Below are 14,495 nucleotides of genomic sequence, written 5' to 3' on the forward strand. Positions count from 1 at the left end.
CTTGCTCTCCTCGCAAAGGGCCGAAAGTGTAACCCATCTATCCGGAATGAACTGTCACCCATCTCTCGGGAAGGGCACTTCTCCCAACATACCCTTTCATCAAAGCTTCTACGCTTGAGTTTCTCCAAAGCGCTGAAATTGCTCATCTTTTTACAAGAAAGGGCGCGAGTAGGCGCGTTTCGGGGAATTTCGGCGTATTTGGTCCAACGGAGCGCAGGGGTGGTATTTCCGTTGGTATTGGACATCCTGTTGGTATCGAAACAGCCAGAGGGAGGTCTCACGAATGGCCCGTTCTGAGGTTGTGTGCGTCAAGTTCTGCAAAAAGGGGCGGCCATGGATACTGGTATTTCGGAGCGTCGGAATTCCTGCCTGGAATCTTCTGCGACGGTGCCGCAGGCCTGCTAATGATAGCGGTCGGCATCGTTCTAATGTTGTCGGGCGCAGTACCTTAGGCGCGGGTGCTAGACTAGGCGGACTTTGTGTACGGTTAGGACCAGCTTTGACGCGACCTTGCGGTTCACGCCCTGCGGAAGCACTATCCCAACCGCAATGGTCCCTCAAATAGTGTATGGTCCGGCCTGCGATCCTGTGTCACCATCGGAAAGCAGGCTGGGCTTTCCGAGGTGCGCGAGATGTCAGATATAAGCGCCGAGGCCATTCTTTCCCGTATCGAGGCGGTTCACATGATGCGTAAACGACGCGCGAATTTGCCTTCAATCCAAGCCTATCAATCACTGAGCAATTCGGACATCCTCGCCGCTTGAACGGGGCGTACAAAGCTCCCATGTGACCCTAGCCTCGAGTTGCGACAGAACCCATTCCGGCACATGAAATCCGGGCGACTAATTCCTCCGCGACCCGATCCATTGTGGACTTGGCCTTCCAGCCACGTCGCCACTTCCGCCTATAGCCTGAAGGATCTGTGATCCTAGCGCCTCTGGTTGAGGGTCATTCCTTGCAGAGGACGGCGGCAGCCATCTGGTTGAACTTCAGATTTGAAACTTCCGTCACAAGCTTCATGAAGGCCCCGATTGGACGAAGTTCTTGACGTGCCTTCAGGCACGTTGCGAAAGACTCGGTGAATGGCTTGTGATCTGCGATCGACAATGGCGTCAACCGGTCATCGAGCTGGAACTCGGTCTTTGACACAATGCCGGCACCCAAGCCTGCCGCGACCGCTTCCCGAACGCCATCGCGCGGGATCTCCATGACCACGTTTGGTCGGATCCGATGCAATTCCAGCATCTCCTCCAACGCGCGACGCGTCATCGAACCGGGTTCGCGAAAAATCATCCGCTGCCCGTCGAGTTCCTCAAGATCGATCTGCTGCCGGCCTGCCCACGGATGGTTGCGGTGGACGAAGATAATGACCTCATGGCGGCCGAGCTGAACGAGATCGAGACGCGGATCGTCATAGTCCCGGCCGATGATGGCGACGTCCACCTCGTAATTCATGAGCTTGTTATAGACGACGTCGGAATTGCCGCTTTCGAGCGAGACCTGCACTAAGGGGTATTGAGCATGGAACGCGGAGAGAAGTTCCATGACGAAGAACGGACCCACCGTGCCGACGCGCAACTTGCCCGAAATCTGATTGCCCTCGGCGCGCAGTATGCCGACCGCCTGCTCCTCCAGCGAGAAGATCTGGCGCGCCACTGTCAGAAGAGCTTCTCCCGCGTCCGTCAGCTTCAGGCCGCGCGGCGATCGCAAGAAGAGCTGAACGTCATAAGTCTCTTCAAGCGCTTTGACCTGGGTGGTCACGGTCGGCTGGCCGATGCAGAGCAGATCGGCGGCCTTTGTGAAGCTAAGCTCACGACCCACCGCATAGAAGGAACGCAGCTGGCTGAAATTGACGAAATGAAGCTTGTTAGTGCCGCCCACGGCCTGTCTCCCTGCGAAAGGCTTCAGCCATCCGCACGATTTGTTCAGCGATTTCCGAGCGTTCCTCCAACAGATCGCACAATATCGTATAGTGGTTTTTTCCGCGCATCGGAACCAGTTCGGCGTGCTGGCCCGAGCCGCTCCAATAGGAAGAGAACTGCCGCGACTGCTCGCGGAACTCCTGGGTCTCGTCTGTGCCGACGATGGCCGCGAGCCGACAACGCGGCACCGGCCAGCGGATCGGGCTGATCCTTGCGGCCCGCTCGCGATCGAGCCCAAGCGCCGCGTTGAGTGACGTCTCTGCCAGCGGCTCGACATCGAAGATGCCGCTGATCGGAACGCAGCCCGCCAGCGGCGCGCCTGCCGTGAGGCTTCTCATCGCGAGTGTGGCAGCAAGATGACCGCCGGCGGAATGGCCGCTCGCGATCCAGAAAGCCGGGGGCGCTGCAAGGGTTCGCAAAATCGCCCGCACGCAGGCCCCGACGCGTGCAACGATCGCGTCGATACGGGTCTCAGGCGCCAGCGGATAGTTTGGCAGCGCCACGGAGAAGCCGCGGCGAACGAGCGCCGAGGCGACAAAGGAATAACGGTCCTTGTCGAGGCTCTGCCAGTAGCCGCCATGTACGAAAACCACCAGCGGCGCACCCGCGCCAGCCGCAAACAGGTCGAACACTTCACGCGGATGCGCGCCATAGGCGACGTTGCGCCGGCATGTCAGTGAGCTGCGGGCAGCGGCGCTCGTCTCGTCGAAACGTCTATAGACGTCCGTTCTTTCCGGATGACGGTCGCGGAAGACATAGCCATGTTCCTTGTTGGAATTCGCGCCATTCATTCGAAGAGAACGATGCTGCGCACCGACTCTCCCGCTCGCATCAGGTCGAAGCCGCGATTGACCTCACTGAGCGCCAGGTTGTGTGTGATCTGCCGATCCAGATCGAGCCGGCCGTCCATGTAACAATCAATCAGCTTGCTCAGCCCGCTGCGTCCTTTGACGCCACCGAAATAGCTGCCGCGGATCGTGCGGCCATAGCGGACGCCAACCGGCGGGAATCCCATTTCGGCGCCGGGCGGCTCGACACCGAGCAACACAGCGGCGCCCCAGGCCGGCTGGCAGCAATCAAAGGCCTGCCTCATGACCGGCACGATGCCCGTACATTCGAATGCAACATCGACGCCGCCGTCAGTGAGATCGCGAACCGCCTGCACGACTTTGGCGTCCTCGCGTGACGCATCGACAAAGTCGGTCATGCCGTAGGAGCGGGCGATTCCGGTTTTGCCATCCGTCACGTCGATGCCTATGATCCTTCCGGCGCCGGCAAGCCGCGCTCCCTGCACAACATTGATGCCAATGCCGCCCAGCCCGAAGACGGCAACGGCGTCGCCCTCGCGGACCTCGGCCAGCGCCGCGCCGACGCCCGTGGTGACGCCGCAGCCGAACAGGCAGACCTTGTCCAGCGGCGCATCCTTGCGGATCTTCGCCAGCGCAATTTCAGGGACGACCGTATAGCGGGAAAGCGTCGAGGTGCCCATGAAATGGTGCACCGGCCGCGATTCGATCGAGAAGCGCGAAGTTCCATCCGGCATGACGCCCTTGTCGCGCGTCGGCTTGATGGTCCAGCAAAGATTGGTCCGCCCGCTCCTGCACATGCGGCAATGCCTGCATTCCGGGCCATAGAGCGGAATGACATGGTCGCCCGGCTTGAGATCGTAGACTCCATCGCCCACCTCGACCACTCGCCCTGCGCCCTCATGTCCGGGAATGAGAGGATAGACGCTGGTCGCGTTGACGCCATCGAGCGCGGTGAGGTCCGTGTGACAAAGGCCCGAGGCGACGATCTCGACGAGCGCTTCGCCGTGACCGGGCGGCGCAACCTGCACTTCTGCTATCGCTAGCGGCTTGTGGATCTCGAAGCAGATCGCGGCGCGTGAACGGATCATGACGCCTGCCTGCCGAGTTCATCGCCGAAGCGCGCAAAGCCCTTGTGAATGAGTTCGGCGTCGTCTGGCCTTGCGCCGGCCTTGATCATCTCGCGCGCGATGCGGATGTCGCGGCCGCATCCGACCCCGACCGCGCCGACCAGCCGGTCGCCCGCCGTAAAATATGCGAGATAGGCACGATCGCCCGGTTTGCCGCGTTCATATGCCGGCTCTCCGATGCCTGGTATCCCTGCCACTTGTAAGTTGAGGTCGTATTGATCCGTCCAAAACCAGGGCACCTCGCTGTAAGGGGATGGACTGCCGCACAGATATGACGCAACGACGGCCGCTTGGTCTTCCGCATTCTTCCACGACTCCAACCGCCAGCGCTGACCGAAGAAATGGTTCTCATGAGCCGCGACATCGCCCGCTGCAAATATGTCGGGATCGCTGGTCTGCCCAAATTCATTGACGACAATGCCGTTGTCGACATGCAGGTCTGCTTCGCCGGCAATCCGGTCGTTCGGCGTGCCGCCGATGCCCACAACGACAAGGTCGGCCTCCAGCATCGATCCGTCATCGAGATGGAGGTGCCCTGCGGCGTCCAGCGTCTCGGACGAAACGACTTGCCGATCACAGAGAATGCGTACGCCTGCCCGTTCATGGAGATCGGCGAGCCATTGTGAAAGATAAGGCGGAAGCAGTCGGCTCAACGGGCGCCCGGCGGCTTCCAGAACCGTCACCGCCGCGCCGAGTTTGGCCGCGCTTGCGGCGACCTCCAGGCCGATCAGCCCCGCCCCGACAAGCACTAACCGAGCGCCAGCCACGATGCGGCTGCGTAGCGCGAGCGCATCCGAGAACGAGCGAAGATAGAAGGTGCGTGCCGCGACAGCCTCAAGCGATCGGATCCTGCGGGGCGACAATCCCGTGGCCAAAACCAGTTTCCGGTAGGAGAGGCTGCGGCCGTTAGAGAGAGCCACGATCTTCTCTCGCCGGTCGATGCCGATCGCCTCAGCGCCCAGATGGAACCGGACGCCGATCTCGTTCCACCGTGCCGGCGATAGCAGATAGGCATTTGCCGGGACGCCCGCCGACGTCAGCACGCCCTTGGACAAAGGCGGCCGCTCGTAGGGCAGCTCCGTTTCGACCCCGGCCACGTCGATCGGCCCGACAAAGCCGCCGTGCCGCAACCTTTCTGCGACGCGACCGCCGGCGTGTCCTGCGCCGACGATCACAACCCCGGTCGTCCTCCCTGGGCCTGCCACGCCGTTCAGGCCCCCTGCCCGGCAGGCGTGGCGCGGCCACTGCGCAGCACCTCGCGGATGATCTCGCGATGCACCTGGAAGTAGCTCTTGCTGACACATTGAAGATGCGGCGAGACCTCGTCATGAAGCCGGCCCAGCGCATGAAACGGCACAGAGGAAGCGAGGTGGTGCTCCGCATGGAACGGCATGTTCCAGTAGAGCATCCTGAGCAACGGGTTCGCGAGCGTGGTCCTGGTATTGGCAAGCAGGTTCGGACTTTCCTCGGCGCCGGTGTGCTCGGCCATGCGGATGGCGCGCAGCACCGGCTCGCCCATCACCCGGGGCAGCAGCCAATAGACCAGCGCGATCGTGCTGCCGAAATAGATCGAGACGGCGGCGACGGCGACATAGAAGAGGACGAGCAGCCGAATCTCCAGCATCACCTGCTTCCAGACCGATTCCGGCAGGAACTCACGCTCTTCCTCGGTGAAGCGCCCGGTCGTGCCGCGCCACAGCGTACCGACCAGCTTCGGCCAGAAGGAGAGGCCGACTATCTGCCCGAAATAGTCGCGAAGCGATGTCGGGAACGGCACGATATCCGGATCATGGTCCTCGTGCTGGGTGAACGTATGGTGGGCGGCATGCCTGTATTTGAAGTAGAGAAAGGGACGGAAGGTGAAGGCGGCGACCGCGAAACCGACGGCGTGGTTGATCCATCGCGAATGGAAAGCGGTGCCGTGCGAGCATTCATGCAAGGGCGCGAACAGCAGCACGACGACGATGCCGTAAGCGAGCATCGAAGGTATCAGCAACCACGGTGTTCCACCCGAGAGGTAGACGGCGAGCACGCCGAGGGCCAGGGCCGTAAGATGGACCGCCAATCTGATCAGCCCCGGTCCATTGGACCGCGTGCGAAGCGTCTTCAGCTTGTCGCGTGAAATGATCTCCGGTCCCGTCAGCGGCCATATCTTGCTGCCGATGCCACCGATCCCAGCATAGCTCGCGGAATTATCGCCTTGCATGCCGATCCTCCTTCAGATTGCGCATTGTCGCGACAGGTCTAACGGGTCGCGACATCGAAGAAAAATTCATTGTTCCTATGGCGTTATCGCTTCGGCGCTAGGCCACGAAGCAATGCGCGATTGCTTCCGCGGAGAAGTCCTTGCGGTGAAAATGTCCGGTCACTCGACCGCGGCTCATGACGAGGATGCGGTCGCAGGCATCCATCATCTCCTGCAACTCAGTGGTCAGCAGCAGGATTGCCTTGCCCTGTTCCGCCAGGTCCTGGATGGCGCCCCATATCTCGAACTTGGCGCCCACATCGACGCCGCGGGTCGGGTCCTCGGCGATCACGATGTCGCCGCCGCGTGCGATCCATTTGCCGATGACGATCTTCTGCTGGTTCCCGCCAGAGAGTTGCGACGCCAGTTGCGCCAGGCCGTTGGTCTTGATTGCCAATGTGCGCACCAGGCCGTTGGCCGTCGCGTTTTTTTGCCGGCGTTTCATGAAGCCGAGGCGGCCGAGTCGGCGCAGGATCGTCATTGCGATATTGTCGCCGACGCTCATCGGCAGGACGAGGCCCTCACCTTTGCGATCGGCGGGCATGAAGCCGATGCCGAAGGCGATGGCGTCACGCGGAGAGCGCAGTTGCACCTTGCGTCCCTGAACACGGATCTCGCCGCGATCGATAGACTGGTCGCCGAAGATCGCGCGCACGACAGCCTCGCGCTGGCAGCCCAGCAATCCGGCGATGCCGACGATCTCGCCGGCCCGCACCTGCAGGCAAATATCCTCGAAGACCCCGGCCTTGCCGATCCCCTTCGCCTCCAGCGCGACGTCGCCACAGCGCCTCTCCTTGTAGGCGGACTGGCCCGGCTTGTGTTCACGCCCGACCATCAACGTGACAAGAGCAGCCTCGTTCAAGCCGGCTATGTCCCGGGTGGCGACGACATGGCCGTCGCGGAGCACGGTGACGCGATCCGAAATCTGCACCACCTCGCTCAACCGGTGCGAGACGTAGACGATGCCGAGACCGTTGGCCTTCAGCTTGCGAATGATGGCAAGCAGATGCACGACTTGGTCATCGTTCAGCGAGGCGGTCGGCTCGTCGAAGACGAGGACGCGCGGACGGCTCGCCAAGGCGCGGCATATCTCGACGATCTGCTGCTCGTTGAGGCTGAGTTCGCCGACCGCCCGCGAAGGATCAAGGTTGACATGAATTTCATCGAGCAGGTCCTTCGCCATGCGGTTGAGCATAGCGCGTGTCTTGCCAAGACGACCGGCCGGTTCACGGCCGAGAAAGATGTTCTCGGCGACGCTCAGGTTCGGACATAGCACCAGTTCCTGGTGGACCAGCGCCAGCCGGTTGGCGAGCGCCACCGTGGGATCGTTGAGGACCACGGGCTGGCCATCGATCCTGATTTCGCCGCTGTCGGGCGCGACGAGGCCATTCATGACCGACAGCAGCGTCGACTTGCCGGCGCCGTTCTCGCCGACCAGGGCATGAACTTCGCCGGCCTTCAGATCGAAGGTCACGTCGGAGAGTGCAATGACGCCGGGATATGTCTTGCGGATCGATTGGACCTCGAGCAGTGGGGCGCTCATTGCGATCAAGCCGAATGATACTTGTTGAGAAGCGCGCGATGGCGATCCATGTCTCCGCGCAGGTTCTGATAGACCGACGACCAGACTTCGAAGAAATCCTGGTAACGCTCGTGCAGTTTCGGATCGGGGTCGATCGTCTCCTTAATGCGGACGATGCTTTCAAGAGGCTCGGTTGGCGATTTGTAGATCCCGGCTGCGACGCCGGCCAGGACAGCATCACCGATCGGAGCGGCCTCGCCGATGTCTGGCGTCTTCAACGGCAGGTTCACCACGCTGGCGGTGATCTGGTTCCAGAACCGGCTCTTCGTCGGACCTCCGTTCAGGATCAAACCATCGACCTTGACGCCGGCCGCGTTGGCGGTGCGGACGTTGGAATAAAGGTCGAAGGCGACGCCCTCGATCAGCGCCCGGATGAAATGCGCCCGTGTCGTCGTTGGACGCACGCCGAAGAAGTTGCCGCAGGCATTGCTGTTCCAGTTGGGCGACAGCGTGTTGCCGAGGTATGGCAGATAAAGCAGGCCGTCGGAACAAGCCGGCACGCGCTTCGCCTGCTCGGTGAAAAGGTCGAAGACATTGTGGCCCATGCGCTCGGCCAGGCGGAATTCGGCATCGCCGAACTGATCGCGGAACCATTTCAACGACGCGCCGGTAAAGGCCATCGGGCCGTCGAACATGGTCAGGCCGGGCAGCACGTGCGGCCATTTCAGGATGCGGTATTCCTCGACGTTCTGCCCGGTCGGGATCATGATGCCGAGGTTGGAACCCGTGCCCATGGAGTAGTAGGCCTCACCGGCTTTGGTGACGCCAACGCCAAGGGCTGCCGAACTGATGTCGGTGCCGCCTGCCGCGACTATGGTGCCGGGACGCAGCCCCGTCTCCTCGGCCGCCTGCCTGGTCACCTCGCCCACCACTTCATGGGACTGGTAGAGCCGCGGCAGCTTCTCGAGCGGAATGCCGATCGCCCTGGCGACCGACTCGTTCCAGCGCTCTTCGCGATATTCGTAAGCGTAAGCGAGCCCGGCATCGCCGGTGTTCATCGTGAAGTTCCCGCACATCCGGTAGGTGCAATAGCCGGAAGGCGACAGGAACTTGTGCGTGGCGTTGAAGATGTGCGGCTCGTGCTTCTTGATCCACAGCGCCTTGGGGTCGATGAACCAGGGCGCGATACGGTTGCCGTTGTTCTTGTTGATGGTCGCCTCGCCGACGCTGCGGCGGATGTCTTCGCACTCTTCCTCGGAGCGGGAGTCCATCCAGATCATGGCCTGACGCAACGGCTTACCCTGATCGCTGACGGGCAGCGTTACGCCGACAAGGCCCGAAAGCGCCACGGCCGCGATATCGTCGGCGAAGCGGCCCTGCTCCAGACATTGCCTTACGGACGAGACCACGGCGCCCCAGTAATTCGACGCATCCTGTTCGGCCCAGCCCGGAAACGGGTGAAACAGCGGATGCTCCTGCGAGCCGGACGCCACCACCTTGCCGGAGTTGGTGTCCAGAACCGCGGCCTTCACGTTGGTCGTGCCGATATCGATGCCGAGCGTGAGATGTCCGCCCATAAATCGCTCCTCCCAGAGTGCCTATGCTTGTGTTTTCTTGCGGCTCATCTTCGACAAGCCGACCGATAGGATGAGAACAACGCCAATGGCGAGGTTCTGGTACCAGGTCCCGACGCCCCAGATGGCGAGCAGGTTGAGGCCGGCGGCAAACGCAATGCTGCCCAGCAGCGTACGCCAAGGCGATCCGATGCCTCCAGCCAGCGCCGTGCCGCCGATGACAGCAATGGCAATGGCAGTCAATTCATAACCGGCAGCGAGCGGCGCATCGACCGACTTCAGCCGTGCGGTGAAGATGATGCCGGCAAGGGCGGCGCACAATCCGCTGATGGCATAGGCCAGGACCACGTAGCGCTGCGTCTTGACGCCGGCATAGAGCGCGGCTTTTTCGTTGCCGCCTATAGCGTAGAAGCGGCCGCCCCGCATGCTGCCATTTACGAAGCCCATGAGAGCAAGAAGAACGAGAAGGAAGATAACGAAACAGATCGGGATGCCGACTATCTTGCTATCGCCGATCCAGCTGTAGAGCGGTGCCTTGAGATAATAGGGGTGGCCATTGGTGAGTACGTAATTGAAGCCGCGCAAGGCCGTCAGCGACACCAGCGTCATGATGAAGGACGCGACCTTGAAATACGCCACGCCAATGCCGTTGAGCGCGCCGACCGCGATGCCCGTCGCCAGCGCGATCAAAATGACCGGGACGATCGGGCCGGCATAGGTGTTGCCGCGCACCAGCCAACGGCTTCCCAGCATTGGGCCGATCTCGGCCATGACGACCACGCCGACAATGACCGAAAAGATCATCAGCGCCGCGACCGACAGATCGATGCGGCCGGTAAGCAGCACCACCGTCATGCCGAGCGACAACAGGCCGATGACAGCGATGCTGCGCATGAGGTTCTCGATGTTGAGCGCGGTGAGGTAATACTCGGAGGTTAGCGCGCCGACAGCGAAGATCAGCAGGATCAGCCAGATGATGGGATCGCGCAGCAATCCCTGCAGGAAGGGCGTGACGCGCGGGGCTGAAAATTCCAGGACGCTCATTTCGCGATCCCCCGCTGCCACATGCCAGGCATCACGACGGCGAGGATGACTGCCGCGGTCACGACCTGCTGCAGATAGATGCTGACACCGAGCTGATTGAGAAGGTTGTTGACGATGCCGATGATCAGGGCAGCCACAACCGTACCGGTGATCGAGCCCGAGCCGCCGGACAGCGCCGCGCCTCCAAGCACGGTAACCGCCAAAACCGAAAGCTCCATGCCTTCGAAGCCGGCCGGATTGATGTAGGACAGCCTAGCGCTTTCAAGCATGCCGGCAAGCGCAGCACAGATGCCGGAAATCGCGAACACGGCGGTGCGCACGCCGACGACATTGATGCCGGACAAAGCGGCTGCTTTGACGTTGCCGCCGGTTGCGTAGAGCGCACGGCCGAAGATCGAATATTTGGTGAGCGCGATCGCAGCTGCGCCAAGCACTACAAGCAGCACGATCGGCAGCGGAACGCCGACAAGGTCGCCGCGGCCGAGCCAGAGATAGGCGGCGATCGGTTCGGGATAGAGCGCCTGACCGCCTGAGAAGATGTTGGCGAGCGCGCGGGTGATGCCGAGCATGCCGAGCGTGGTTATCAGCGAAGGAATGCCCAATGCTGCGACGAGAATGCCGTTGACCAGGCCGATGGCCAGCCCCGTCAACAAAGTGGTGCCGATGACGAGCACTGCGGAGCCGGTCGGGATCAGTAGCCCGCCGGCGACGCAGGATAGTATTGCGACCCCGGCGATGGACAAGTCGATCTCTCCGGTGATCACCACTAGTGTCATTCCGTAGGCCATGATGCCGATCGCGGCCACGGCGAGAAGTATGACATGGATGTTGGCGAGGGACAGAAAGGACGGTGTGATCGCCTGCCCCGCAATAAGCAGGGCGATCAACACCGCGACGCGGCTCATCTCGCCAACGCCTAGGTGCCGCAAGGCGTCGGAAGGCCGCGCCTGTGAGGCAACCTTGGTTTCAAGAGTACTCATGGTCATGACGTGCTCGCCTGCCTGTTCGTTCAACGCCTGCCGGTCCTCACCAGAGAATCCGGCAGGCGCATGGGAGCTGGCGATCAGCCCGCGACTGCCGGACCGTAGGCATAAGGCCACTCGTCCGGTGTCAGCGTCTCGATGCCCTCAATGTTCATCTTCTCCTTAGTGATCATCGGCAGGTTGGGCGTCATGATGAGCTTCGGCGGCGCTTCGTTGAGGCCTGCCTTGGCGCCGATATGCATGACAACGGCGCGGATGCCGATGTCGCCGATCAGCGGTGTGTAGGGCGACACCATCTCGATGTTGCCGGCCTTGATTTCCTTCAGCACCTCACGGGCATCGTCATTGGCGAGGATCATCATCTTCTTCCCGCCCGGGGCGCTGTTCAGCCGGTTTGCCTCGCGGATCGCGTCGAGTGCACCCATGGCTTCCTCGCCGCCGGTGTTGAACGACACCGAGATGTCCTGGAAGGCTTGCAACGCATCCGCCGTCGACTTGAACGCCAGCGTGCGCTGGCTGTTGGTGTGATAGTTGGCGAGCACCTTGTAGCCAGGTGTATTGCCGATCGTCTCCAGGAAGGCGCCGGTGCGGATGGAGTCCGCCGTGCTGCCGAGATCCTTGCGATTGAAGATGATGTTGCCCTCGGGCGCAGCATGCTTGAGATAGAGACCTTGCTGCAGACCGTTGGCATAGAAGTTGCCAAGCACCTCCGAGCTGATCTGCTCGGACGAAGTGCGGCGATCGAGGCTCACCACCGGGATGCCGGCCGCGATGGCGCGATCGACCGGTGGCCCCATCGGTGCTTCGCGGTTAGGCCAAAGCACGATGCCGTCATACTGCTTGGCGATCCAGGTATCGATGACCTGGCCCATCTTGTTGTCGTCGAACTCGGCGTCAATCACCTCGAGCTCGATGTTGGGATGGCGTTTGGCCTCCCAAGCGGCGGTGTCGGCGAGGCTGATCAGCCAAGGGTGGTTGAAGCCGTGAAAGACCAGCCCTATGCGGTACTTCTTGTTGTGATCCAGCACCGGACCTTCCGCAAGCGGCAGATAGTCGGTGAAAGGCGACTTGATTTGAAGCTTGCTGTAGGGGCCGACAAAACTCGCACCCATGCCCGGCTTCCATACGAACCCGCCGGCGAGCTCGCCCACAGGGTAGACGTCGAGGTAGTCGCGAAAGCCATCTTTCTCGAACAGCGCTCTCACGTCACCATTCGACATTCCGGCCTTCGCCTCGCCGGAATACTTTTTGATGAGCGCGTTGATGATGGAATGGACCGACTCCTCAGCGGCCGCCGGAGCGATTGCCAGCGGGGCGGCAGCAAGCACGGTCAGTGTCGCAGCCGTCTTCAAGAGATAACGGCGTGATAGTTTCAGCATTAGGTTTCCTCCCATATTTTGGTTTCAGCTCGGGATATGTCCCGAAGAAGTCAGTGCTAGTCTCCTCCTCCCACCAGGATGTGGACGTAGCCGTCCGCCACCTTGGTTTCGTAGGTCTTCAGTCGCTCGGTGACGGGCGGCGAAAGCGGCATGCCGGTCGGGATATGGAACAGTCCCTGATGCAGCGGGCACTCAATCGTCTGGCCATCGATGTAGCCCTCGGAAAGAAATGCGTGTGCATGGGTGCAGACGCCGGCTGTCGCGTAAAATCTGCCGCCGAGATTGAAGATTGCGATGCACGCCCCGGCGTGCTCTATGCGCGTCGCGTCGCCGACGGGCAGGCTGTCAACGCGGATCGCCTGTATCCATTGCATGTCCTTTGTTGTCGTTTCCGCCGCCATTCATTCCTCGCAGTCGTCATTCTTTTCGTTTATTTTCGTTGTCTTTCCTTATGCAGCCAATTCATTGTAAGAATGCCGGTATTGATGACTCCGATAACAGTTGCCGGACGGACCCGCTCGTCACAGCGACAGCCGGAAGAAGCCCGTAGGTGATCGGCGACTGGATTGCAGCTTCAGCGGATCGCGGCACACGGAGCCGGCGCGAGCCAGACGTTGAAAAAGCCTGCCATCATCGCGTGACGCGAGTCGGCGCTAGCAGCACAGTCGCAGCCAGCTGCGAAATCGACCCCGTTCACAGAGGCGAGCGGCGCGTTGGGGCCGAAAACCTGACCGCCGCGTCAGGAGGCCGGCTGTTTTGGCGCTGCCACGACACGTAGTAATTGCCGGCAAGAACTGCTTTCAGAAACCTACGAAGTCGATCTCTACGACTGACATTGAGGCGCAAACCGGTCGTCCACGCGTCGGCAGACGTCAGTCGCCGTTGCGTCATGAGCTGACCTTTCCGGCCCGCGATCAGAGCGCGTCTGGTCTACCTACGGCGAAGGAATAGAAGATAAAAAGCGGTAAACACACGAACTATCCCAATATTTACCGCCAGCCGCTCCCAGAATCGACCTCTGAGGACCAGAAAGTCGACACCGACGGTCGCAAAGCAGTCATTCAGAACTTTGTGGTCGACCTGTGCCATGGCATTGGCGACTCGGACTGCTGCAACGACGTATCCCGACCGGCGGCAGTCAAGCTGCGCCGGGCCGGAGCTGCGAGTAATATTCGGGAACCGAACCATCCACTTTGGCGGCGTCCTCTACGTTGCCGATGGAAACCCTAGCCAGCGCCCAAAAAGAAATCGTTCCGCCACCGGCCTCATGCCGGACGGGCGCGCCGTTCCTGTCGATGAACCGCGCCGAGATGACGGCGCTCGGTTGGAACGAATGCGCTTCCTTGAAACGGCGCCGTAGGGGATCGGCCGCCCAGGACGGGCACTCGAGGCGCACCTCTTCCGGCATGCCGGGATGGTCGATTGTGCATCTCTGCAATTTGATCAGCAGCGCGTGCTCATGATCCATCAGGATGGCAGGCGCGAATTTCACCCCATTGAACAAGCGTTTGATCTGTTCGGGCGCCCTGCCTTCCTTCGGCGTGAGCCATGCGAGCAGCCAGGTGCGGGGCATATCCTCGCGCCCATGCTTGACCAGCCACCAACCAAGCCGTCCTTGATGCCGGAGAAGCACATAGAGCGACACCAAAATCTGACCACGGTCCTTGTCGCCGATATAGCGTCGGGCGCGAAACCAGGCCGGGACGACAGCATCCGCGGGACGCGCGACGCTATCGACTTCGTGCGTAAGATCGAGGGTGGCTTGCAGACGTGCGGCAGGGATCACGGAACGACGATCAGGCTGAAAACGCCTATCAAGGCGACAGGGCTGCTCCTGACCATTGTTCGCGCGTGTCGGCCTGCCGCCAGCGAGCGATTATCGCGGGGCGA

The 14,495-nt window shown here is 61.4% G+C and carries 12 protein-coding genes; all 12 read right to left on the reverse strand.

The features are described from left to right. Positions 1 to 948: 948 nt before the first annotated feature. The gene (locus FJ424_RS14740; protein ID WP_181182202.1) at positions 949 to 1,881 is read right to left on the reverse strand and encodes a LysR substrate-binding domain-containing protein; all 933 of its coding nucleotides are present in this window, start codon (positions 1,879 to 1,881) and stop codon (positions 949 to 951) included. After that, positions 1,868 to 2,554, reverse strand: a complete 687-nt coding sequence (locus FJ424_RS14745; RefSeq protein ID WP_181182201.1) for an alpha/beta hydrolase — start codon at positions 2,552 to 2,554, stop codon at positions 1,868 to 1,870. The genes FJ424_RS14740 and FJ424_RS14745 overlap by 14 nt, the downstream gene beginning before the upstream one ends. Positions 2,555 to 2,709: 155 nt before the next feature. Beyond that, positions 2,710 to 3,816 (reverse strand): zinc-binding dehydrogenase, encoded by a 1,107-nt coding sequence (locus FJ424_RS14750; RefSeq protein ID WP_181182204.1) that lies wholly within the window; start codon positions 3,814 to 3,816, stop codon positions 2,710 to 2,712. Further along, entirely contained in the window at positions 3,816 to 5,162 is a 1,347-nt protein-coding gene (locus FJ424_RS14755; protein ID WP_140659197.1) for an FAD-dependent oxidoreductase, read from the reverse strand. The genes FJ424_RS14750 and FJ424_RS14755 overlap by 1 nt, the downstream gene beginning before the upstream one ends. Then, positions 5,069 to 6,064 (reverse strand): fatty acid desaturase, encoded by a 996-nt coding sequence (locus tag FJ424_RS14760; RefSeq protein ID WP_140659196.1) that lies wholly within the window; start codon positions 6,062 to 6,064, stop codon positions 5,069 to 5,071. Before FJ424_RS14760 ends, FJ424_RS14755 begins: the two co-directional genes overlap by 94 nt. A 97-nt stretch (positions 6,065 to 6,161) precedes the next feature. Continuing rightward, complete coding sequence (locus tag FJ424_RS14765) at positions 6,162 to 7,646, reverse strand: sugar ABC transporter ATP-binding protein (protein ID WP_140659195.1); 1,485 nt, start codon at positions 7,644 to 7,646, stop codon at positions 6,162 to 6,164. Between the two features lie 5 nt (positions 7,647 to 7,651). Beyond that, positions 7,652 to 9,202 carry an FGGY family carbohydrate kinase gene (locus FJ424_RS14770; RefSeq protein ID WP_140659194.1) on the reverse strand — a complete coding sequence of 517 codons (1,551 nt, stop codon included), beginning with the start codon at positions 9,200 to 9,202 and terminating at the stop codon, positions 7,652 to 7,654. A gap of 21 nt (positions 9,203 to 9,223) precedes the next feature. Next, positions 9,224 to 10,243, reverse strand: coding sequence for an ABC transporter permease (locus tag FJ424_RS14775; protein WP_140659193.1), 1,020 nt, complete (start codon positions 10,241 to 10,243; stop codon positions 9,224 to 9,226). Further along, positions 10,240 to 11,229, reverse strand: a complete 990-nt coding sequence (locus FJ424_RS14780) for an ABC transporter permease (protein ID WP_140659192.1) — start codon at positions 11,227 to 11,229, stop codon at positions 10,240 to 10,242. The genes FJ424_RS14775 and FJ424_RS14780 overlap by 4 nt, the downstream gene beginning before the upstream one ends. 77 nt (positions 11,230 to 11,306) lie before the next feature. Then, positions 11,307 to 12,605, reverse strand: coding sequence for a sugar ABC transporter substrate-binding protein (locus FJ424_RS14785; RefSeq protein WP_181182200.1), 1,299 nt, complete (start codon positions 12,603 to 12,605; stop codon positions 11,307 to 11,309). Between the two features lie 56 nt (positions 12,606 to 12,661). After that, a complete protein-coding gene (locus tag FJ424_RS14790) occupies positions 12,662 to 13,006 on the reverse strand; it encodes a non-heme iron oxygenase ferredoxin subunit (protein ID WP_210239411.1) in 345 nt (114 codons plus the stop codon). Between the two features lie 737 nt (positions 13,007 to 13,743). Beyond that, a complete protein-coding gene (locus tag FJ424_RS14795) occupies positions 13,744 to 14,391 on the reverse strand; it encodes a hypothetical protein (RefSeq protein ID WP_140659190.1) in 648 nt (215 codons plus the stop codon). Between the last annotated feature and the right edge of the window lie 104 nt (positions 14,392 to 14,495).

This window comes from Mesorhizobium sp. B3-1-8, from assembly GCF_006439495.1.
Lineage (GTDB): Bacteria > Pseudomonadota > Alphaproteobacteria > Rhizobiales > Rhizobiaceae > Mesorhizobium.

Coding starts and splice junctions, on each gene's coding strand:
- FJ424_RS14755 (WP_140659197.1), bottom strand. CDS start 5,162: ATGTGTCAGCAAGAGCTACTTCCAGGTGCATCGCGAGATCATCCGCGA.
- FJ424_RS14760 (WP_140659196.1), bottom strand. CDS start 6,064: ATGCAAGGCGATAATTCCGCGAGCTATGCTGGGATCGGTGGCATCGGC.
- FJ424_RS14765 (WP_140659195.1), bottom strand. CDS start 7,646: ATGAGCGCCCCACTGCTCGAGGTCCAATCGATCCGCAAGACATATCCC.
- FJ424_RS14770 (WP_140659194.1), bottom strand. CDS start 9,202: ATGGGCGGACATCTCACGCTCGGCATCGATATCGGCACGACCAACGTG.
- FJ424_RS14775 (WP_140659193.1), bottom strand. CDS start 10,243: ATGAGCGTCCTGGAATTTTCAGCCCCGCGCGTCACGCCCTTCCTGCAG.
- FJ424_RS14780 (WP_140659192.1), bottom strand. CDS start 11,229: ATGACCATGAGTACTCTTGAAACCAAGGTTGCCTCACAGGCGCGGCCT.
- FJ424_RS14785 (WP_181182200.1), bottom strand. CDS start 12,605: ATGCTGAAACTATCACGCCGTTATCTCTTGAAGACGGCTGCGACACTG.
- FJ424_RS14790 (WP_210239411.1), bottom strand. CDS start 13,006: ATGGCGGCGGAAACGACAACAAAGGACATGCAATGGATACAGGCGATC.